Genomic DNA, 21,515 nt, shown 5'->3' with positions numbered 1-21,515 from the left:
TTTACTTTTAATGAGTTAAAAAAATAGCGCATTTAAAATGCGCTATTATGGTGCAATATAATTGCTATATGAGCAGTTATTAAGCAGGCTTTTCAGCCTTTGGTAACACTAAATTAAGTACGATGCCCAAAATTGCGCATAAGCTAACACCTTGCAAGCTAAATTCACTGCCACCGATGTGCATACCGCCAATCCCACACACTAAAATTAACGCTACAATACTTAAATTACGTGGGGTAGTTAAGTCTTCCCCCGATTTAACCAGTGAATTTAAGCCTACTACGGCAATTGAGCCAAACAACAAAATCATGATCCCGCCCATCACTGGAACAGGGATCGTTTGTAAACCAGCACCCATTTTAGCTACGAATGCTAAAATAATGGCGATAATAGCCGTCCATACCATTACTTTTGGGTTGAAATTGCGAGTTAACATCACTGCACCTGTCACTTCTGAATAAGTTGTGTTGGGTGGTCCACCAAAAATTGATGCTGCAGTAGTAGCTAGGCCATCACCAAACAATGTGCGGTGTAAGCCTGGTTTTTTCAGGTAGTCTTTATTGGTGACTTGGCTAATTGCCATCATATCGCCAATATGCTCAATCGCCGGTGCGATAGCAACCGGTACCATAAACAACACTGCCTGCCATTTAAATTCTGGCCACGTAAATGCTGGCATTGCCAACCACTGCGCATCAGTTACAGCATCAAATTGAACGATGCCCATCACTAAAGACACGCTATACCCGGTTATAACGCCCGCTAAGATAGGAATTAGTTTAAATACGCCCTTGCCCCATACTGCAAATATTAACGTCACTAATAACGAAAATGCGGCCACCCAAATTGCTTGCTCATAAGGGATCAACTGTAGGGAGCCATCACCACTTTTACCCATAGCCATATTCACGGCAACAGGAGCAAGCGCTAAGCCAATCACCATGATCACAGGCCCCACAACGACTGGCGGTAAAATTTTATGTAACGTTGCAACCCCTTTAAGCTTCACTAAAATACTTAGCAACATATACGCGCCACCTGCGGCCATTAGCCCTCCCATGGTCGCAGGCACACCCCATAATTGTACACAAGCGATGATAGGGGCTATAAACGCAAATGATGATGCTAAGAATATTGGCACTTGGCCTTTAGTAACAATATGAAAGAGTAAGGTACCAATACCCGCTGTAAATAGCGCAACATTAGGGTCTAAACCAGTAAGTAATGGCACCAAAACCAAAGCACCAAATGCTACAAACAGCATTTGTGCCCCGGTTAATATGGTTTTGATTGAGAAAATCGATTTATCCACGTTTATACAGTGCCAAAAATTTTATCGCCCGCATCCCCAAGACCAGGAATAATATAGCCTTTTTCATTTAGGTGACTATCTAGGGAAGCTGTAAATATTTCCACATCTGGATGAGCAGCAAGTGTTTTTTCAACACCCTCAGGTGCAGCAACAAGCACAATCACTTTGATTTCTTTACAACCGGCTTTTTTTAACATGTCGATAGTTGCGATCATCGAGCCACCAGTAGCCAGCATAGGATCAATAACCAGACTTAAACGTTCATCAATCTTGCCAACCAGTTTCTCAAAATAAGGGATGGGCTCTAAGGTTTCTTCATTGCGTTGTAAACCCACCACGCTGACTTTAGCGGCAGGTAATAACTGCATTACGCCATCCATCATACCAAGGCCTGCACGCAAAATAGGCACTACGGTGATTTTTTTACCTTTGATATGTTCAACATCTAATTGATTACCATCCCAGCTGGTAACCTGTACTTTTTCAAGCGGCAGATTTTTCGTTGCTTCATAAGTTAACAACGTACCCACTTCAGAAGAAAGTTCACGGAAACTCTTGGTACTGATCCCATATTCGCGCATAAGGCCAAGTTTATGTTGAACAAGTGGATGATTAATTACATGAATTGTCATAATAATGCCTAAAAGAAAAATAAATTGCGCTTATTTTAGCTTAAAAAATGCCATCAGACTTCAAAAAAGCATGAACAGTGCAATAAAAGTCGAATCAACTTATTCCAGCCCCACTGTTTTATCTCATTTAACGCAATAATTGTTCTTTTTTGAAGTAACTACACTATAATATGGCTATAAAAAATTTGCTTACTCGGGTTTTATGTCAAAGTTTGCTATTGAGATCATACTCAGTGTTTTATTAGCGGTAATACCTACGTTAGCAGAGGCTAAAAAACCATTAAAAGTGCAGATCATGACCGACTTTGCACCTCAAGTAGATGGTGACTCGCATAATATTGCTACTCAGTTCATGCTGGATATCGAAAAGCAGCTCAATGGAGCTATCGCTCTAAACTTTATTCCTGCAAGTAGGCTAAGAGAATGGCAACAACTACACACCCTGCAAGACGTGTGTTTGTACAATAAAGCCAAAACACCCGAACGCCTTAATAATGCGCTTTTTAGCCATTACCCCATTATGGCTTTTCCCGCAAACCGCTTAGTGGTTTATAATCACCCAGAATTACCACAAAGTGTCAGTTTAGAAGACGCTATAAATAAATATAAGCTCATCATCGGCATTACATCTGGCCGTGCGTACGGCAGTGAAATCGATGATTACATACGTAAACACCCAGACTCATTTATGACCTTAGCTGGTACCACTAGTGCTTTACGGCTTAGCCAAATGTTGTTCCAAAACAAAGTAGATGCCATTATTGAATACAGTGCAGTGTTTGTTTCTCGCCACGGTAAAGATCCAAGAACCACTGATATCCGCTACCTAAGCGTTGCAAACAGTAATCAGGCAATATTCGGTTATATTGCGTGCTCACGTTCAGACCAAGGCCAGCAAGCAATCGCGTTATTTGATCAAGCACTGCAATCGGCAAGTCTTCAACAAGCAATTATTACCAGTCACGAACACACTTTTGTTCCCCCCGAACAAACATTATTGATCAACGCATTAAAAAGCGCATTTAAAACACCAAAGCCATAACTAGTTTAAAATTTGTTCCATCACCCAGCTTGTATGAGTCGCTGAATGGCCTGTAGAAGGATGAGTGATGTTTTTTAACAGTGCCGCTGCCATATTTTCAACGTGGTACTGCTGAATATGAGCCGGGTTTGCTATGTTGTACTGTATTTCACCTGTTTCGTTAATAACAGAAATGGCTTGTTCATCAAATACACTAAAGCTGATCTCGCCTTTTTCGCCATAAACTGTAACAGTGTCAAAGCGTGAAAAACCGCCAAAATTCCAGCTGCCCGAACCGGTAATGCCATTTTTATGTTGCCAACACGCTGTAATTGCATCAAACGCCTTATACAAACTTTGTTGGTTGCAAGCAAGCCCTTTGACATGCTCATAATCACCAAATAAATAGCCGAATAAATCAAGGCCATGACTGGCTAAGTCATCAAAATATCCCCCAGGGGCAATGGCTTTATCCGTTCGCCAATTATATTCACCTGACTTATCTTGCTCACTGGCGGCTTTACTTAAATGCCAGTTAACATGACGAACTTGACCAATTTCACCAGCATCAATCAGGCTTTTTACTTTATTAAAACGCGGTAAAGAGCGACGATAATACGCCACATATAACGGAATGTTTTTACTCGTAAAGGCTTCAAGAATAGCTTCACTTTGCGCTAACGTTGGCGCGAGTGGTTTTTCAATGCAACACGGTTTACCTGCTGCAGCTACTTTTAATGCCAACGCCTTATGGCTATCGGGAGGGGTTGCAATATACACAGCATCAATCTCATCACTTGCGATCAATTCATCGGCCGTTTTAAATACCAAAGGCACATTGTGACGTTTAGCATAATCCTCAGCAAGTGCGGTGTCTCTGCGGGTAACCGCATGTAACACAAAACCTGCTGTGTGTTGATACGCAGGGCCACTTTTCACCTCTGTCACAGCACCACAACCAATCATTCCCCAACGAATTTGTTTCGTCATGCAAGTTTGCTCCCAAAATTTATTTTTGTAATTTGATATTGTTTGCGCATATAAGCATTAACTTTTTTGTGCGCTGGGCTCCAGCCCATTAAAAACCGATAAAAATCAGCCCAAGCAACCGGCCATAGTGTTTGCCACGCGTTAAGAACAACAGCTGTATACTCACTGTGACCAAACTGCTGCATAGCACCACTAAAGTGACGAAAATAACTCGCTAAATAGTCATCAGCAGTATCCTCAAGTTGCTGCTCATTTAAACAGCTACCCAAAAAATACATAACGTCAACAACACCAACGCCACCACCAGTATATTGAAAGTCATAGCCTAAAACATCCATCGTTGAATTATTAACAGCAAAATTCGCAAGTTTTGCATCACCGTGAATAAGCGTTTGATACGGGCAGTTACGCAATATTTTATCTATTTTATCTGCGTGCTGCTTTAATGTGCTTTCGCGCATATTTTCATATTCATCTGGGCGTGTTGCTAAATGCCAATAGTTTCCCTGCAGCCAAAGGGCATCGGGGTTAACTTGAAAGTGAAAAGCATGAAAATACCCTAGCCATTTAATAATTGCTGCTATATGTGCGTCAGTTTCTTGCGCACAAGTAAAACCTTCAGCTGCAAAATCAGCAAACACCAATACCTTTTGCGAGTCATGCTTTATAGCCTTAAAACAACTAAGCGCCCGAGATTGCGAAGGTAATTGTGGTGCATAATGCAGGTACCAATTGTATTCAACATCATAAGAGCAATGCTTACGATTAATTGCAAACTCAGTTTGTGAAATTCGCGGGTGATTTATGTGATCGGGCACACTAATCGCTTTAATAACACATGCTTTTTCATCCAATCGACAACGCACTATTTCACCACAGCCACTCCACAATGAAGTAATCGTTTCGGTGATTTTAATATTCTTATAATGAAGACTAATTAAAGGCAGATAAAAAGACATACACACCAAGGTTTACGAAATCTGCATGTAGTATGGCATAAACGGTTGCAAATTAAAGGGCTTAGATAATAAGACTGTGCTGTTAAGCTGACAACAAAAAAGCCCAGACAAATTGCATGGGCTTTAAAAATAAAAGCGCCCTTACTGCTGGGCGCTTACATTGTTGAATTAAGTTAACTCAAATTTACTGATTTACTGCCGTTTTAAGTGGCTGTGGATTCACTGGCTGTGCGTTTTCGTCGAGTAAGTTCATATCAAAATCAAACTCATCAACACGAATTGCGCGCTCACGTTTTTTGTTGTAATCAATCAGTTTAGCGTATTCTTCCTCAGTGATTACGTTCGCAACGAGTGCATTGTCTAACGTTAATGCAAAACGAATACCTGGTTTGATTGTTTTGGCACGCAAGGCTTTTTTAACTTTTGCGAGTAAATCTAAACAGCCCATTTTCGCTTGGTATGCTTGCTCGTTAATGTAATGACCATCACCTTCAACAGGTTTAACCAAGTGTGTAATTTGCTTTTTAAAGGCAGTATCAAGTTGCGCTTGTTTGGCTAATTCACGAACTAAGTCATCGCTGATTTTTGGCATTTTGGTTGAGTAGTTCATGGTGATGAAACGCATAAACTTACGTGTGCCACTTGCTGGGAAGTTATCTAAAAACTTGTGAAGTGCTTCTTCAGCGCTTTGTAATGCAAAACGAGTTGCATAGTGGAAGTAAGGTGCAGCTTGCTCACGTTCACTGCTCGCTACTTTTTGCTCGTAGTACTTGATAGATGCCATGGCCGCATAGAGGAAGCTCATTACATCACCTAAACGAGCTGATAGCATTTCTGCTTGCTTAAGCTTGCCACCCAATACTAATAACGAGAAATCAGCGTATACAGCGAGTTTTGCTGATAATTTTTGTGCTGCTTTTTCATATTCACGCACTTCAGGAAGTGGTGAATTAGCACCAGCGGTAAACGGTAAAACACCTAAGCGGAATGCACGTAAGCTGTTAGCTACACTGTAACCCACTGTTTTACGCAAGATGCTGTTAAATTCTTTATCAGCGTTTTTATCTTCACTATGGATCGATTCAACCATAGATTGTAAATATGGGTGACAACGCATCACACCTTGACCAAAAATCATCAGGTTACGGGTGAGGATGTTTGCGCCTTCTACCGTAATGGCAATAGGTTGTGCTACATAACCACTGGCTAGCGTGTTTTGTGGGCCGTTTTGAATCGCTTTACCCGCTTGGATATCCATAGCAGAATCGAGTACATCGCGGCCAATTTCGGTCATATGATACTTAGCAATTGCAGTAACTACTGATGGTTTTAAGCCCATCCCTAAACCTTCAGTTGTTAACACACGCATCGCTTCTTGAAGGTACGTTTTACCTGCAATATCAGCAAGTTTTTCTTGAATACCTTCAAACTGACCAATCGCTAAACCAAACTGCTCACGCACAGCGGCGTATTCAGAGGCTCCTTTAAAGGCCACTTGTGATGAACTTACACCTAACGCAGGTAGTGAAATACCACGACCAGCACCTAAACAGCTAACCAACATTTGCCAACCACGGCCGATGTTCTTTTGACCACCAATGATAAAGTCCATTGGTACAAATACTTTATTACCGCGTGTAGTCCCGTTGTAAAAACGAATCCCCATTGGATCATGACGATTACCAAGCTCTACACCTGGGTGATCTTTTGGAATAAGTGCACAAGTGATACCTAGGTTTTCTTTACCGCCTAGCAATCCATTAGGATCAACCACTTTAAAAGCTAAACCTAGCACTGTCGCAATCGGTGCAAGTGTGATGTAGCGCTTGTCCCAGGTGATCTCAAGTCCAAGTACTTCTTCACCGTTGTGCATACCTTTTGTGACCACACCGATGTCAGGAATACCACCTGCATCAGAGCCCGCTTCTGGGCTGGTTAGGGCAAAACAAGGAATATCACGACCATTTGCAAGGCGCGGTAAGTAATGTGCTTGTTGTTCTTGTGTACCAAAATGCAGTAGTAATTCACCCGGCCCTAATGAGTTTGGTACCATAACAGTTACCGCAACAGCCGAACTCTTAGTAGCGATTGTGCCAACAATGGTTGAGTTTGCGTAAGGGCTAAATTCTAAACCACCAAATGACTTAGGAATGATCAGTGAAAAGAAACGCTCTTTTTTCAGAAAATCTAAAATGTAGTCAGGTAAGTGGATACCGCTTTGAATTTCCGTGTCGTCGATCATACCCAGTAACTCTTGTAATGGGCCATCGATAAATGCTTGCTCATCGGCGCTTAAAACCGCAGCGGGTACCGCGCGTAAAGCCTCAAAATCAGGCTTACCTTGGTAGATAGAGCCTTCTAACCACACATCACCTGCATCTAATGCTTCTTGTTCTGTAATTGAAATACTTGGTAATACTTTTTTTAATTTTGTGCGTAAACTCATGATTAACTCATCCGACCAGATAATAATAACCCTATTACGTCATAAAAATGAGATTAGATCAATTGCTCTAACCATTTTTTTAACAGTTTTTTCAATTTATTTTTATCGGCAGGCGCTAAGCTATTGAATAAAAACAGCTAACACGTGTACGCTGAAATGAAAAATAAAGCCAGGTAAACAGTAAATATATAAAACTCACTTTATAGCCACAGGAACCCTCACAAAAAACAGACCATAAAATTAACAATTAAAACTATTTGATAATTAATGTAACTATTATTTGATATAAAAATATCAAAACATGATAGAAAATCACAACTTTTAATACCATTAACGTGACAATCTAACATTGGGAATGAAGCAAAATAAGTTCTCTACCGAAATATAATATTAATAATTAAAGGGTTTCTTTATGTCTGGTAGGTATTTTAAACAAAGTCTAATCGCAACAAGTATTGCAAGCGTATTATTAAGTGGTGTTGCACCGCTTACAGCAAACGCTGCAGAAGCTAAAGATGATGTAGAGGTTATTGAAGTAAGAGGTATTCGTGGTAGTACCGTGGCCGCAATTAACACAAAGCGCTTTGCAGCATCACAAGTTGATGGCATTGCAGCAGAGGATATTGGTAAATTACCTGATGTCACCATTGCAGACTCACTGCAACGTATCACCGGTGTGCAAATCGAGCGAGTGGCCGGTGAAGGGGGACCAATCGCGATACGTGGTTTACCACAAGTTGATACCACATTAAATGGCGAAGTATTTCTAAGTGCGACGACAATAGACAGTTCAGGGGCTGACTTTGGTGACTTACCATCCCAGTTATTCTCTGGTGTAGATGTCTACAAATCAGCAACATCGAGTAATAGTGCCGCGGGTATTGCCGGTTCAGTTAACTTAAAAACACGTCGCCCTTTTGATATGGATGAAGGATGGGTTGTCTCTGGAGGTGCTGAAATCACGCGCGGCTCTATCAGTGACGAAACCGATCCTAATATTAATGGTTTACTCAGTTATAACAACGGAAAAGTAGGTTTCTTATTCTCTGCGGTTACTTCTGAGGCAAACTTAGCAAGCGACTACAACGGTTACAATGACACCTCTGAAAATGGCGGTTTAGGTTGGACTGAAAACAACCATACATGGGGCGAGCAACCGGCAGAAGGTGGCGAAGTTTACAACATCATTCCACATGGCTTTACCGCGTTTAATAAAACAGAAGAACGTAAGCGTGATGCCGTGCAATTTTCTTTTCAAGCTGACTTAGGTGAAGGCTTTGAGTTAACCGCTGATTATTTTTATACAAAACAAGACAGGTTTAATGCTCGCCGCGGCTTTAACCACAATAGCCGTTGGCAAACATACGCCAATTATGCCTATGCTACAAATTCAACAGGTGACACTTTTACTGATGCTGATGGCAATCCTTGGCAAGGTGTCGATGCATTTAAAATGCGCCCTTACCGGATGCAGTCATTCACGCAAGCTAATGGTAACGAAGAAAAATCGCAGAACTTTAACCTCGAGCTTAATTATGACAATGGTGGCGCATTAACAGGTCAAGTGAGAGCAACCTTTGCCCGTGCGACGGCTAAGATGCGCCACGGATATGGTGAAGGCGATATTTTAAGTATCGATCAAGGCAGTTTAGTCACAGGTCCTGGTGGATTAAACCCAGCCGAGTTCTGTAATAATGGTGAAGCAATCATAGGTGACCAAGGGGGTTGTAACGCACTATATTCACAAGGGATAGAGTCAAATGATTTCTTTATTACCTACGATGCGGCAGGAACACACCCTGCATTTGGTGGGTTTGATCAAATGGTCAACGGCGGTAAAGGCATGCGTAGCGTTGCCGACTACATGGCCGATCTAGACTCCTACCATGTAGGCGCATTTTCATCAGAAGGAAATACCGACGATGAAGGTGAAATCAATACCTTTAGCACCAAATGGAATTATGCTTTAGAAGATAACCCATTTATAACCAGCGTTGATTTTGGCCTACGTTACTCTGAACGTAAAGTAGATCACGACCAGTTTACTTATACATCTGAGTTTGGTGATGGCTGTGACATTGCCCAGTGGAAAGCGGTGGATCAACAGTACAATGGTGCGGCTGAGGGCGATCCTTGCTACCAAGAACAAGGAACAGGTGAGATGGTTAATGGTACCTGGACACCTTACACCTTATTACCCCCTACCCGCCTCGATCAGCATGCCTCGGTTTCATGGCAAACAAACTTTGGCGGGGTTACCGGTATTCCCGGTGTTTGGTCAATTGATCCTGATAACTTCCGTGATCCACGTCAATTCCATGAAGATGTATTTGGCAATGTTGCCCGCACAGAAAATGGTGGCTCAACTTACGATGTCGCTTTAGATGAACTTAGCTACTTTTTACAAGCCAACTTTGAGTACGAAGCACTCAGCGGTAATATTGGTATGAAAGTAGTTGAAACTAATCTATACGTAAAACAGAACCTCGTCGGTCCTAACCTGCCGCATTCAGGCTTAGGTCCTGATATTGGTGATACTGTAACTGATCGCAGTTATACTGATTACCTCCCTTCTGTAAATTTAGCTTACTCTGCCACGGACGATATTATCTTACGTGCTTCTTGGTCTAAAAATATGCAGCCTCTTAACTTAGATCAGTGGGGTGCGGGTAAAACAGTCGGCTCAGTATTTGATGACAGCTGCGGCTGTATGCGAGTCGTTAACGGTACATTAAACGGTAACCCTGCACTTGACCCTTGGCGCTCGGAAAACTATTCACTTTCTGCTGAATGGTATATGGGTGAAGCATCGATGATGTATGTCGCCACTTATGATATTGAAATTGAAAGCTTTACCGAAAGCTCAACCGTAATGATTGATGAGCCCGACTCTGATGGTGTAAGCCGTGGACCTTGGCCATTTACAGCCAACGTACAAGGTAATGGCGGTGGGGTTACCGGTTATGAAATTGGCACTAAACTAGCGTTTGGTGATGTATTTGAGACTAATAGCTTTATCGATAATTTTGGTATCGATGCAAACTATACTTACAGCGATAGCTCACAAGATACTAAAGATGTACATGGTAATGACTTGCCTTTTGTCGGTATGTCTAAAGATACCTATAACTTTGTCTTATGGTATGAGCAAGATGCATTCTCAACACGCCTCGCTTATAACTTTAGAAGCCCACGTTTGATCACCCAAGGTAGTGCTTCGACAGGTGGTCAGTCACTTTACCAAGATGATTATGCGCAACTTGATTTGAACGTAAGCTACCACTTCGATGAAAACATTACCGTGTATATCAATGGTTCAAATATCACTGAAGAAATTCAACAAACTTACGTAGAGTTTTCTGGCCAAAAAGCCTTCCAGAATGTCTATGAAGCACGTTGGACATTGGGTACGCGTATTACCTTCTAGTCGTTTTTTAGCTAGTAAAATGCACAATAAAACCGCTAACAAGTTTGTTAGCGGTTTTTATACTAATAACAAGAGTACGCTAATGAATAGCTCACCGCTTAAAAAAATCAATAATCTTGTCATAGTGGGTGGCGGCACCACTGGTTGGATGACCGCTGCCGCATTAAACCAACACTTTAAAGGGCAAGCAATTACGATCACGGTAGTTGAATCCACAGTGCTTGGCACCGTAGGGGTTGGTGAGGCAACCATTCCAACGCTTCGACGCTTTTGTAATGAACTGGGTTACAGCGATGATGATATTATTAAAGCAACCAACGCAACATGTAAATTAGGGATCGAGTTCCAAGATTGGTATCAACTGGGTAGTCGTTTTATACACCCATTTGGTTTGTACGGACAAAGCACCAAAGAAGTCCCCTTTCATCACTATTGGTTACGCGCAAAACACCATGGCCACCACGTGCCCCTAAGTGCGTATTCATTAGGCGCCAATTTAGCTCGGCAGAATAAGTTTTCCCCTCAACAAAAGCCGCCCACAAACCAACTTGAAGTATTTGATTGGGCCTATCATTTTGATGCCAGCTTATTTGCTAATTTAATGAAAAAACACGCTCTATCACTAGGTGTAAAGTTAATTGATAAACAAGTCACGCAGGTAACCGTTGCGCAGAATTCGCAGCAAATTAGTCAGCTCTTATTTTCTGACAACAGCCGATTACAGGGGGATTTTTTTATTGATTGCTCCGGTTTTAAAGGTTTATTACTGCAACAAGCTTTACAGGTACCTTACATAAATTGGAGCCAATGGCTGGTGTGCGATCGGGCATTTGCAGTGCAGACACACTCCCATAAACACATAAACGCTCGCACAATCGCTAAAGCCCATAGTGCTGGCTGGCAATGGCAAATACCGTTACAAAACCGAACTGGAAACGGAATTGTTTATTCCAGCAAATATTGTACAGATCAACAAGCGCTTAATACTCTAGAAGGCTCACTAACTGAAGCAATGATCAATGAGCCTAAAGCGTTGTCTTTTACTCCAGGTCGGTGTAAGCAGGCATGGCAGGGTAACTGTATTGCCATAGGTTTAGCTGCAGGATTTTTAGAACCATTAGAGTCCACCAGTATTGCTTTAGTTGAAACAGCGATAGCGCGTATCCAGCAGTTACTGCCGACGGGACAATATACTGCGCAAACACAAAAACAGTTTAACGACACAACTGCACTTGAGTATGAACATGTGCGTGACTTTATTATTTTGCATTACAAACTAAACCAGCGAACAGACTCTGCAATGTGGCAATACTGCCGAGATATGCCAATTCCAACTAGTTTAGCGCAAAAAATGCAGGTATTTAAAGATACTGGCCATGTACTGCCACGTGCATGGGAAATGTTTGGTAAAGACAGCTGGCTGGCTATTTTTGATGGATTTAATTACCTACCCGAACACTATCATCCGCGTGCCGATAACATGCCTGCGCAATATCTAATAGAACAATTAAATTTTATGCAAAACACCATTACAACACTTACTCAGCAAACACCAACACACAGTGAGTTTTTAAGTAAATTTACTCTAAGCACTTGTTATTAACCAAGGTAAATAATCACGATGCAATTAACACAACAACCCATAACAAAAATAGTCATTGCAGGTGGTGGCACTGCCGGTTGGCTCGCAGCCGCAACATTGAGCTACGCACTTAAAAAACAAGCCGTTGAGATCACATTAATTGAATCAGATGAAATTGGCACCATTGGTGTTGGTGAAGCGACTATTCCACCGCTTATCGCCATTTTAGAAAGTATCGGCATTGATTTAGCCGACTTTATCAAACACACGCAAGCCACATTTAAGCTCGGTATTCAATTTACAGATTGGTACAATAAAGGAGAGGCTTATTTTCATCCGTTTGGCACCTTAGGTCGTAATATAGATGGTCACGATTTTTATCAATGTTGGTTAAAAGCTGCCGCCGAGGGTGATTCCACACCACTAATGGCGCATTCTCCAGAGGCTATATTGGCTCAACATAATAAATTTTTTATCCCCCACGAGGCACACAATACAGCACTGGGTCGCGCTCGCTTTGCCTTACATTTAGACGCTGGTTTAATGGCACGTTATTTAAGGCGTTATGCCCAAAACAATGGCGTAAAGCGCATTGAAGGGGTTATCACCGATGTGCACCAAGATAATACCGGAAATATTTCTCATTTACATGTCAATCAACAGTCTGTTACTGGGGAGTTTTTTATCGACTGCTCTGGTTTTAAAGGCCTTTTAATTGAACAAACTTTGCATGCGGGTTTTGATGATTGGAGCGACTACCTGCCCTGTAACCGTGCCGTAACGGTACAAACAACTCACAGTAAAACAATCAGCCCTTATACTGTCGCAAAAGCACAAAACGCAGGCTGGAGCTGGCACATTCCCTTACAACATCGCATGGGGAATGGTTACGTATTTTGCGATAAATACTGCACTGACCAACAAGCGATAGACACACTCCTTGCAAACGTCACTGGTGAATTGCTAACCCACCCCAAAGTAATTGCCTTTAAAACCGGGGTCCGTAAACAAGCTTGGCTTAAAAATTGTTTAAGCCTCGGACTCGCACAGGGGTTTATTGAGCCTTTGGAGTCAACGGCTATTCACTTAGTGTCAAAAAGCTTAGCCTTGTTCATTAAAATGTTCCCTGATAACAGTGACACAAATCAAGTGATCATAGATGAATTTAATCGTCGTATTCACCAAGACTACCTTGAGATCCGCGATTTTTTAGTGCTGCACTATTGCACAACGGCACGTAGCGACACGGAGTTTTGGCAACGTTGCGCCTCGATGGCGATACCGCAAAGCTTGCAACAAAAATTAGCTATCTTTAAAGTCGCGGGCACATTAACCCCAGCGGCTGAGCAATTATTTCAACCTACAAGCTGGTATGCGGTGCTTAACGGCATGCAAGTGATGCCATCACGGTATAATCCGGTACTTGACTCACTCGACAGCAATAAGCTCATCCAAAGCTTACACCAAGGCAGTGAAGCGATTGCTCAGGCGGCCTTAACACAGCCTAGCCATGCTGACTTTATTACGCGGTTTTGTGATGCCAAGGAGATTTATCAAAAGTCAGCGTAGTGACCTGAAGTTAGGTTTAATAATACTGATGGAGCAAGTGCGATTTCAAGCCCGCGCTTGCCTGCACTCACGTAGATAGTATCAAATTGCTGTGCACTATTATGAAGATAGGTAGCAAGACGTTTTTTTTGCCCCAACGGGCTTACACCACCAAGAACATACCCTGTACTATTTTCAACTTTTTGTGCAGCTGCCATGTGTACTTTTTTAGCCCCACAAGCTTTTGCTAACAGCTTTAAGTTAACTTGCTGTGTTACCGGTGTAATTGCCACAATTAACTGCTGTGTATTCGTTTCAAGTACTAAGGTTTTAAATACTTGCGTGGCTGGTAAGGCTAACTTTTCAACCGCTTCTAAACCAAAACTTGTCGAACTTGCATCATGCTCATAACTGAGCACTGTAAAGCTGGCTTGGTGTTTTTTTAAAAGCTGTGTTGCGGGTGTCATCGTTATCCCCTGTAAATTGTATTCGTCAAATAATAACAGTCCTTAGCAGCCATCAATAGCAACATAAGGCAATGATTTGCATAATTTATAAACTGCTCATTGGTATTTAACCACACAGCAACGAGATAATGAATAAATAAAGCTCCATTGTTCATATTGCTCTAAATTAGAGCAGCAAGACCCCGTAATGGAAACTAAAAATATTCTATGAATTACCTATAAAACATAAACTTAAATAACCTATAACATTAAAGCCTATACAGGAGTTGCGATAATCAGGTGCACTTAGCGGTAACTTTTGGCATTATACTCCCCTAACTTCACCCATTAGGGTAATAATAGGGATAATAATGTTTTTAGATTACTTTGCTTTAGGGATACTCATCTTTGTTGGTATCTTTTTATTTTACGGCATCATCGCGCTGCACGACATACCTTACGAAATCGCTAAAAAGCGTAACCACCCACATCAAGATGCCATTCACTACGCCGGTTGGGTAAGTTTATTTACCTTACATGTATTGTGGCCATTTTTATGGATTTGGGCAACGTTATGGCGTGATGACCGAGGCTGGGGGTTTAACCATTTACAACAAGAGCACGATGAGTTAGCTACCAAAGTAGCGAATTTAACAGCAACCGTTGAAGCGTTGCAGTCACAATTAAGTACTAAAAATAATGAAGAAAAGAGCTAACTAATGGATTTACTTTTAATACTAACTTATACCGCTATCTGTGTTGTCGTTTTTAAAGTGTTTGATATTCCATTAAATAAGTGGACAGTACCGACCGCTATGCTTGGCGGTATTGTACTAATTGGCACCTTGATATTAGTAATGAACTATAACCATCCACATGCCAATATTGCGCGTAACGTTTATGTTACTACACCTATCGTGCCAAATGTACGCGGTATAGTGAAAACTATCACTGTTGAACCAAATGAAAAGGTTAAAGCCGGCGATTTACTATTTAGTATCGATGCAACTCCCTATCAAGCAAAAGTCAATGAAGCAACAGCGCAATTACAAGATGCAATTCAAGCCGCTAAAGGTTTAGAAGCATCATATAAATCAGCACAGGCTAGCACTCTTAGAGCTAAAGCTGAGTATTTGCGTAGTAAAGTTGAATTTGAACGCTATGAAGAAGGCGCCAAAAAAGGGGCGTACTCAAAAGGCAGCGTAGATAATATGAAAGGTGTTTTTTACGCAGCTAAGGCAACCTATGAGGCAGCTCAAGCCGAAGAGGAACGTCAACGTATCGCATTCGAATCAAAGGTAAATGGCAAGCAAACTATCGTAGCACAGGCTGAAGCCCGCCTTGAAGAAGCACAGTTTAATCTAGATAGTACCAAAATTTATGCGCCTACAGACGGTTACGTTACGCAACTAACCTTGCGCCCAGGTATGATGGCTGTGCCTATGCCTTTGCGCCCTGTGATGTCCTTTGTTCATGATGAAGAGTCGCGTTTTGTTGCTTCGTTTAGACAAAACTCAGCACTTCGTTTACAACCTGGCTATGAAGCTGATTTTATTTTCAAAGCTATTCCAGGTAAAACGTTTGCAGGAGAAATTGTATCTGTGCTTCCTGCCATGGCTGAAGGTCAGGTACAAGCACAAGGCACACTGATAGGTAGCGAGTATTTCCACCGAAATGGCCAAGTGGTTGTGGTATTAAAGCTTAAAGATGATATAAGTGAGTATAATTTACCAAAAGGAACCAGTGCTGAGGTAGCTGTCTATTCAGATCACTTCGAGCATGTATCTGTAATGCGTAAAGTATTGATCCGAATGAAGAGCTGGCAAAACTTTTTATTCTTAGATCACTAACAAGTAATATTAATGAATAAAAATGGCGCCAATTGGCGCCATTTTTTATTTAAAACGTTAAGAAGTAACTTACTTAGTTAGGTCATCAAAGAACTTTTTTACACCATCAAAAAAGCCTTTTTCTTTTGGACGATTTTTAGAACCATCCTTACCCATACTTACTTCAAGCTCTTCTAATAACTCACGCTGACGTTCATTTAGGTTAACTGGTGTTTCAATCACCACTTTACAGATCAAATCACCAACAGCACCACTGCGTACAGACTTAACGCCTTTACCACGCATACGGAACATCTTACCTGTTTGGCTCTCAGCGGGGATCTTTAACTTAGCACGGCCATCAAGCGTTGGCACTTCAATTTCACCGCCTAATGCAGCGGTAGTGAAACCGATGGGGACTTCACAATAAAGATTATTACCATCACGCTCAAAAATACGGTGTTCACGTACAGACACTTGCACATACAAGTCTCCCGCTGGTGCACCATGTACCCCAGCCTCACCTTCACCAGATAAACGTATACGGTCGCCCGTATCTACACCCGCTGGAATTTTAACTGATAAGGTTTTAGTTTTCTCTACGCGGCCTTGACCATGACAGCTATTACATGGATCAGAAATTATCTGGCCTGTTCCCTGACACGTCGGGCAAGTTTGCTGTACTGCAAAGAACCCTTGGCGCATTTGTACTTGGCCTGCACCGTGACATGTAGTACATGTCTTAGGTTTCGAACCTGCTTTAGCACCACTACCATCACAAGGTGAACAACTTACCCATGTCGGTACTTTAATTTCAACTTCTTTACCACGAACCGCTTCTTCTAAGCTTAAGTCCATGTTGTAACGTAGATCAGCACCGCGTTGCTGGCGCGATTGACGACGACCACCGCCGCCACCAAAAATATCACCGAACACGTCACCAAAAATATCACCAAAATCACCTTGACCGTGCCCACCATGATGGCCGCCACCGCCGTTTTCAAACGCGGCATGACCATATTGATCGTACATTTGGCGCTTTTGGCTATCGGTGAGGATCTCGTAAGCTTCTTTTACTTCTTTGAACTTAGTTTCAAGCTCTTTATCGCCTGCGGTACGGTCTGGATGATATTTCATCGCTAAGCGTTTATACGCTTTTTTAATGTCTCTTTCGCCGGCATCTTTCGCCACACCAAGGACTTCATAATAATCGCGTTTTGACATATCTATCACACTACTCTTTTTATGCTACTGCAGCATTGCTGCGGATAAATCGATAAATCTTATCGATTTACCATTGAATTTTTTAAACGAAGTCTGCACGTCTTTACATGCAAAAGGCGCGTCAAGCTTATGCCTGCGCGCCTAAGTTGTTCATCCTAACTTAAATGACGATACCAGTCATCGTGTTTTCAGTTAGGCGAAGCGCTCGCAACAATTACTTGTCGTCTTTCACTTCTTCAAACTCAGCATCAACAACATCGTCATCTTGTTTAGCTGATTGTTGCGGTTGCTCACCAGCGTTACCGCCAGCTTGTTGAGCTTTCGCTTGTGCAATTTCCATTAATTTTTGTGACTTTTCAGCAAGTGCTTGAGTTTTAGCTTCAATCTCTTCTTTGTTGTCACTCTTAATGGCTGCTTCTAAGTCAACAACAGCGGCTTCGATAGCCTCTTTGTCTTCGCTTGGTAATGCATCGCCAGCTTCTTCGATTTGCTTGCGTGTACCGTGAACCAATGCATCAGCTTGGTTACGAGCTGCAACTAGCTCTTCGAATTTTTTATCGTCTTCTGCGTGTGCTTCAGCATCACGAACCATTTTTTCAACTTCTTCGTCGCTTAGACCCGAAGATGCTTGAATAGTGATTTTTTGCTCTTTACCTGTATCTTTATCTTTTGCTGATACATGTAAGATGCCATCCGCGTCCACATCAAAAGTAACTTCGATTTGTGGTGTACCACGTTGCGCTGGACGAATACCTTCTAAGTTAAATTGACCTAGAGATTTATTGTCGCTAGCACGTTTACGCTCACCTTGCAGTACGTGGATTGTAACTGCAGCCTGATTATCTTCAGCGGTTGAGAATGTTTGCGATTTCTTAGTCGGAATCGTGGTGTTTTTCTCAATTAATGCAGTCATTACTGACCCCATAGTCTCAATACCTAGAGATAATGGTGAAACGTCTAGTAATAATACATCTTTAACATCACCCGCTAGCACACCACCTTGAATCGCCGCGCCAACTGCAACAGCTTCATCAGGGTTAACGTCTTTACGTGGCTCTTTACCAAAGAACTCTGACACTGTTTTTTGTACAAGTGGCATACGTGTTTGACCACCAACAAGGATGATGTCGTTAATATCACTTACAGATAAATCTGCATCAGCAAGTGCACGTTTCAGCGGTTCAATTGATTTAAGTACTAAGTCTTCAACAAGTGATTCAAGCTTCGCACGTGTTAATTTCACGTTCATGTGCTTAGGACCTGTTGCATCGGCTGTTACATACGGAAGATTTACTTCTGTAGATTGTGCTGATGAAAGTTCAATTTTTGCTTTTTCTGCAGCTTCTTTTACACGTTGCATTGCAAGTGGATCAGTTTTTAAATCTAAACCTTGATCTTTCTTGAATTCAGCTACTAAGTAGTTGATAACGCGGTTATCGAAATCTTCACCACCTAAGTGGGTATCACCATTTGTAGCAAGTACTTCAAATGTATGCTCGCCTTCAACTTCATCAATTTCAATGATTGATAAATCGAAAGTACCACCACCTAAGTCGTATACTGCAACGATATTCTCGCCTTTGTTTTTGTCCATGCCGTAAGCAAGAGCAGCAGCCGTTGGCTCATTGATGATACGTTTAACTTCAAGACCCGCGATACGACCCGCATCTTTGGTTGCTTGACGTTGTGAATCATTAAAGTATGCAGGAACAGTGATAACTGCTTCCGTTACAGCTTCGCCTAAGAAGTCTTCCGCTGTTTTCTTCATTTTTTTCAATACTTCGGCTGAGATTTGTGGTGCAGCGCGTTTTTCGCCGCCCGCTTCAACCCATGCATCGCCATTATCTGCTTTGATAATTTTGAAAGGCATGATGCCGATATCACGTTGTACTTCTTCGTCTTCAAAACGACGACCGATTAAACGCTTAATCGCAAATAATGTGTTTGTTGGGTTTGTCACTGCTTGACGTTTTGCAGGTTGACCAACTAATGTTTCACCATCTTGCGTGTACGCAATGATCGATGGTGTTGTGCGATCGCCTTCCGCATTCTCAATTACGCGTGCTTTATCGCCATCTAGTACCGCAACACAAGAGTTTGTAGTACCTAAATCGATTCCAATAATTTTACCCATGAATCATCTCCAACTTCAAAATTCGTTAATACGTTCGATGACTAGTAAATAGGGATGCTACAAACTTAATTCAACAGTAAAAATGAAAAAAAACTGATTTTTTATAATTTATTTTCTAAAAAACCCGATTACTTGCCTGTAATGGTGTTTTTTACAGCAACCATCACGTTTTTAACGACTGGTCTGACAAGTTTTTATGTGTTATAAAAATATCAATTAATAATAAACACCTCTAAGGATCACCATGCACTTTGATCAATTGCTGCAACAAGCCGCGCTGATTGGCAAACAACCCGCTTCTGAACAAGCAAATGCTACCATGCAGTTTCCCGCTAACTGGTGCCAAGGTCGAACAGCTTTTGGCGGTTTATCTGCCGCACTACTTTATCAAGCAATGCGACAACAAATTGAACCAAGTCGTCGTTTACTTTCTATAAGCACTAACTTTGTTGGGCCTTTATTAGCTGACACTGATTTCTCACTCGTTATCGAAATCTTACGTGAAGGAAAAAGTAGTACCCAAGTATTGGCAAAAGCGGTGCAAAATGATCAAGTAAGTGTGGTTGTCCAAGCTTGTTTTGCAAAGTCACGCGATTCAGCAATTAATGTACCGGTCACAAAGAAGATGGATCTCAAGCCTGTCGATGAGCGTTGCATTTTACCTTTTCAAGCGGGAGCGATGCCTGAGTTCTTTCAACATGTCGACTTATGCCCGCAACAAGGCAGCATGCCGTTTACAGCAGCTAAAACATCACATTTAGGCGGCTGGATGAAGTTAAAACAGCCTCCAGCACAATTTAGTGAGGCCCATATTATTGCGCTAACAGATGCATGGCCACCAACTTTGCTGCAAATGTTTAATCAACCCGCACCTGCCAGTAGTATGTCGTGGTATTTAGAGTTTGTAACAACGCCTCAGTTAAGTGCAGACGAGTGGCTTGGATTTGAAGCAATCACGCATCATTGTAAAGATGGTTATGGTTTAGAGGATGGCTGTATTTGGTCGCAATCTGGTGAGTTGCTCGCACTTACTCGTCAAACCGTTGCATTATTTGATTGAGTTTGGTGCAGTAACTTGCGCGTAGTCACTGCCATCAAACGCCATTATTTTACTGTATTCACCACTTTCAATGATATGGGTCAGCCCCATATCAAAAATCTCTTGCAGCACTTTACTGGAAAAATAAGCCGGACGAGGTGCTGCAGGAAAAATAGGGTGAATTGTAATGGCTTGAATTGGGTGTGTTTTTTTATATTGCTGCAAATAATATAAAAACACCCGCTTTTCCAACACCACGACATCAACCCATTCTTTCATTAAGTGATCAACTTGTGCTGCTTGATAAACCACTTCTTCATAAGAGCGTAATTTAGTTGTTAACGATTTAAATGGCGCAGGAAGAAATTCGGTGGCATGTTGAAATGCAACCACGCTTTTGCCTGATAGGTCATACACGCTATTAATTTTAAAGTTATTTTTCTTTAAACTAACAGCGACATTTTGATAAGCCAATAAACTCTTACTTGAGTAAATTGTAGAGCCAGTTACCCCTGCATAGTTCATAGCTATATCGACATTCTTTTTCTCAAGCGACTGCCCTGCTCGCTTATTGGACATATAAACGATATCGAGATTGGTGATACCTTGATTTTTAAACGCTGATTTTAAAATTTGCAATTGTAAGCCACTGTCATCGTGACTGAAGACATAAGGTGGTACAGAGGGGCTTACAGCAACCGTGATCCTTTCGCTAGGCATAGGAGCAGTTAAGCTCAAAGCAAGTCCACTGTGTAAAATTAAATAAATCGCTATAAAGTATTTCATTTAACCTCTTTGAATATATGCTTTTATTAATAATAGAACAGCATAACGGCATTCTTAGTAACTTAAGCTCATGTTTATTAGACTAGCCTAATTGTTCCAATCTCGCATTTGTATTTAGCCCTGAATTAATGCAAACTTGG

The 21,515-nt window shown here is 41.6% G+C and carries 16 protein-coding genes; 7 read left to right on the top strand and 9 right to left on the bottom strand.

Annotated elements, in window-relative coordinates:
* Positions 1 to 79: 79 nt before the first annotated feature.
* Together CWB85_RS03790 and upp are read right to left on the bottom strand one after the other, a co-directional pair.
* Positions 80 to 1,312 carry a uracil-xanthine permease family protein gene (locus tag CWB85_RS03790; RefSeq protein WP_138554148.1) on the bottom strand — a complete coding sequence of 411 codons (1,233 nt, stop codon included), beginning with the start codon at positions 1,310 to 1,312 and terminating at the stop codon, positions 80 to 82.
* 2 nt (positions 1,313 to 1,314) lie between these two features.
* A complete protein-coding gene (upp, locus tag CWB85_RS03785; protein ID WP_016706769.1) occupies positions 1,315 to 1,944 on the bottom strand; it encodes a uracil phosphoribosyltransferase in 630 nt (209 codons plus the stop codon).
* A 202-nt stretch (positions 1,945 to 2,146) separates the two neighbouring features.
* On the opposite strand from upp, the gene CWB85_RS03780 reads away from it, so the two are divergent.
* Positions 2,147 to 2,986: an ABC transporter substrate-binding protein gene (locus CWB85_RS03780; RefSeq protein WP_138554147.1), complete on the top strand. Its 840-nt coding sequence runs from the start codon at positions 2,147 to 2,149 to the stop codon at positions 2,984 to 2,986.
* Here CWB85_RS03780 and CWB85_RS03775 read toward each other — a convergent pair whose 3' ends face one another.
* The 3 genes from CWB85_RS03775 to CWB85_RS03765 all read right to left on the bottom strand — a co-directional run bounded on the left by CWB85_RS03775 (position 2,987) and on the right by CWB85_RS03765 (position 7,360).
* Complete coding sequence (locus tag CWB85_RS03775; protein ID WP_138554146.1) at positions 2,987 to 3,955, bottom strand: Gfo/Idh/MocA family protein; 969 nt, start codon at positions 3,953 to 3,955, stop codon at positions 2,987 to 2,989. It abuts the gene before it with no gap.
* Positions 3,952 to 4,914, bottom strand: coding sequence for a phosphotransferase (locus tag CWB85_RS03770; protein WP_138554145.1), 963 nt, complete (start codon positions 4,912 to 4,914; stop codon positions 3,952 to 3,954). The genes CWB85_RS03775 and CWB85_RS03770 overlap by 4 nt, the downstream gene beginning before the upstream one ends.
* A gap of 184 nt (positions 4,915 to 5,098) precedes the next feature.
* Entirely contained in the window at positions 5,099 to 7,360 is a 2,262-nt protein-coding gene (locus tag CWB85_RS03765; RefSeq protein ID WP_138554144.1) for an acyl-CoA dehydrogenase, read from the bottom strand.
* A gap of 412 nt (positions 7,361 to 7,772) precedes the next feature.
* Here CWB85_RS03765 and CWB85_RS03760 point away from each other — a divergent pair, with 412 nt between their 5' ends.
* From CWB85_RS03760 to CWB85_RS03750, 3 genes are all read left to right on the top strand, one after another.
* Positions 7,773 to 10,787 (top strand): TonB-dependent receptor, encoded by a 3,015-nt coding sequence (locus tag CWB85_RS03760; RefSeq protein ID WP_138554143.1) that lies wholly within the window; start codon positions 7,773 to 7,775, stop codon positions 10,785 to 10,787.
* An 82-nt stretch (positions 10,788 to 10,869) separates the two neighbouring features.
* Entirely contained in the window at positions 10,870 to 12,390 is a 1,521-nt protein-coding gene (locus CWB85_RS03755) for a tryptophan halogenase family protein (RefSeq protein ID WP_249314774.1), read from the top strand.
* An 18-nt stretch (positions 12,391 to 12,408) separates the two neighbouring features.
* Positions 12,409 to 13,938, top strand: coding sequence for a tryptophan halogenase family protein (locus CWB85_RS03750; RefSeq protein WP_138554142.1), 1,530 nt, complete (start codon positions 12,409 to 12,411; stop codon positions 13,936 to 13,938).
* Here CWB85_RS03750 and ybaK read toward each other — a convergent pair.
* Complete coding sequence (gene ybaK / locus CWB85_RS03745) at positions 13,923 to 14,384, bottom strand: Cys-tRNA(Pro) deacylase (protein ID WP_138554141.1); 462 nt, start codon at positions 14,382 to 14,384, stop codon at positions 13,923 to 13,925. The genes CWB85_RS03750 and ybaK overlap by 16 nt on opposite strands.
* Positions 14,385 to 14,734: 350 nt before the next feature.
* Here ybaK and CWB85_RS03740 point away from each other — a divergent pair, with 350 nt between their 5' ends.
* Positions 14,735 to 15,079 (top strand): DUF3302 domain-containing protein, encoded by a 345-nt coding sequence (locus tag CWB85_RS03740; protein ID WP_016706778.1) that lies wholly within the window; start codon positions 14,735 to 14,737, stop codon positions 15,077 to 15,079.
* Between the two features lie 3 nt (positions 15,080 to 15,082).
* Positions 15,083 to 16,213 carry an HlyD family secretion protein gene (locus CWB85_RS03735; RefSeq protein WP_016706779.1) on the top strand — a complete coding sequence of 377 codons (1,131 nt, stop codon included), beginning with the start codon at positions 15,083 to 15,085 and terminating at the stop codon, positions 16,211 to 16,213.
* Positions 16,214 to 16,282: 69 nt separating this feature from the next.
* Here the strand turns inward: CWB85_RS03735 and dnaJ are convergent, their stop codons facing one another.
* Together dnaJ and dnaK are read right to left on the bottom strand one after the other, a co-directional pair.
* Positions 16,283 to 17,416, bottom strand: a complete 1,134-nt coding sequence (gene dnaJ / locus CWB85_RS03730) for a molecular chaperone DnaJ (RefSeq protein WP_138554140.1) — start codon at positions 17,414 to 17,416, stop codon at positions 16,283 to 16,285.
* Between the two features lie 214 nt (positions 17,417 to 17,630).
* Complete coding sequence (gene dnaK, locus CWB85_RS03725) at positions 17,631 to 19,550, bottom strand: molecular chaperone DnaK (protein WP_016706781.1); 1,920 nt, start codon at positions 19,548 to 19,550, stop codon at positions 17,631 to 17,633.
* Between the two features lie 244 nt (positions 19,551 to 19,794).
* Between dnaK and CWB85_RS03720 the strand changes: the two genes are divergently transcribed.
* On the top strand, positions 19,795 to 20,610 hold the full coding sequence (locus CWB85_RS03720; RefSeq protein ID WP_016706782.1) for an acyl-CoA thioesterase: 816 nt from the start codon (positions 19,795 to 19,797) through the stop codon (positions 20,608 to 20,610).
* Here the strand turns inward: CWB85_RS03720 and CWB85_RS03715 are convergent.
* The gene (locus CWB85_RS03715; protein WP_016706783.1) at positions 20,599 to 21,375 is read right to left on the bottom strand and encodes a substrate-binding periplasmic protein; all 777 of its coding nucleotides are present in this window, start codon (positions 21,373 to 21,375) and stop codon (positions 20,599 to 20,601) included. The genes CWB85_RS03720 and CWB85_RS03715 overlap by 12 nt on opposite strands.
* Positions 21,376 to 21,515: the final 140 nt, after the last annotated feature.

The sequence above is a fragment of the Pseudoalteromonas sp. S1727 genome, assembly GCF_005886375.1.
Taxonomy (GTDB): Bacteria; Pseudomonadota; Gammaproteobacteria; order Enterobacterales; family Alteromonadaceae; genus Pseudoalteromonas; species Pseudoalteromonas haloplanktis.
Note: the sequence above shows the minus strand (reverse complement) of the source record. Positions and strands in the feature narration are given on the sequence as shown.

Bases quoted from the DNA above. Each gene is read 5' to 3' on its own strand.
- CWB85_RS03715 (WP_016706783.1), bottom strand. From the start codon at position 21,375: ATGAAATACTTTATAGCGATTTATTTAATTTTACACAGTGGACTTGCT.
- CWB85_RS03720 (WP_016706782.1), top strand. From the start codon at position 19,795: ATGCACTTTGATCAATTGCTGCAACAAGCCGCGCTGATTGGCAAACAA.
- CWB85_RS03760 (WP_138554143.1), top strand. From the start codon at position 7,773: ATGTCTGGTAGGTATTTTAAACAAAGTCTAATCGCAACAAGTATTGCA.
- CWB85_RS03765 (WP_138554144.1), bottom strand. From the start codon at position 7,360: ATGAGTTTACGCACAAAATTAAAAAAAGTATTACCAAGTATTTCAATT.
- CWB85_RS03775 (WP_138554146.1), bottom strand. From the start codon at position 3,955: ATGACGAAACAAATTCGTTGGGGAATGATTGGTTGTGGTGCTGTGACA.
- dnaK (WP_016706781.1), bottom strand. From the start codon at position 19,550: ATGGGTAAAATTATTGGAATCGATTTAGGTACTACAAACTCTTGTGTT.
- CWB85_RS03735 (WP_016706779.1), top strand. From the start codon at position 15,083: ATGGATTTACTTTTAATACTAACTTATACCGCTATCTGTGTTGTCGTT.
- CWB85_RS03780 (WP_138554147.1), top strand. From the start codon at position 2,147: ATGTCAAAGTTTGCTATTGAGATCATACTCAGTGTTTTATTAGCGGTA.
- upp (WP_016706769.1), bottom strand. From the start codon at position 1,944: ATGACAATTCATGTAATTAATCATCCACTTGTTCAACATAAACTTGGC.
- CWB85_RS03750 (WP_138554142.1), top strand. From the start codon at position 12,409: ATGCAATTAACACAACAACCCATAACAAAAATAGTCATTGCAGGTGGT.
- CWB85_RS03755 (WP_249314774.1), top strand. From the start codon at position 10,870: ATGAATAGCTCACCGCTTAAAAAAATCAATAATCTTGTCATAGTGGGT.
- CWB85_RS03740 (WP_016706778.1), top strand. From the start codon at position 14,735: ATGTTTTTAGATTACTTTGCTTTAGGGATACTCATCTTTGTTGGTATC.
- dnaJ (WP_138554140.1), bottom strand. From the start codon at position 17,416: ATGTCAAAACGCGATTATTATGAAGTCCTTGGTGTGGCGAAAGATGCC.
- ybaK (WP_138554141.1), bottom strand. From the start codon at position 14,384: ATGACACCCGCAACACAGCTTTTAAAAAAACACCAAGCCAGCTTTACA.
- CWB85_RS03770 (WP_138554145.1), bottom strand. From the start codon at position 4,914: ATGTCTTTTTATCTGCCTTTAATTAGTCTTCATTATAAGAATATTAAA.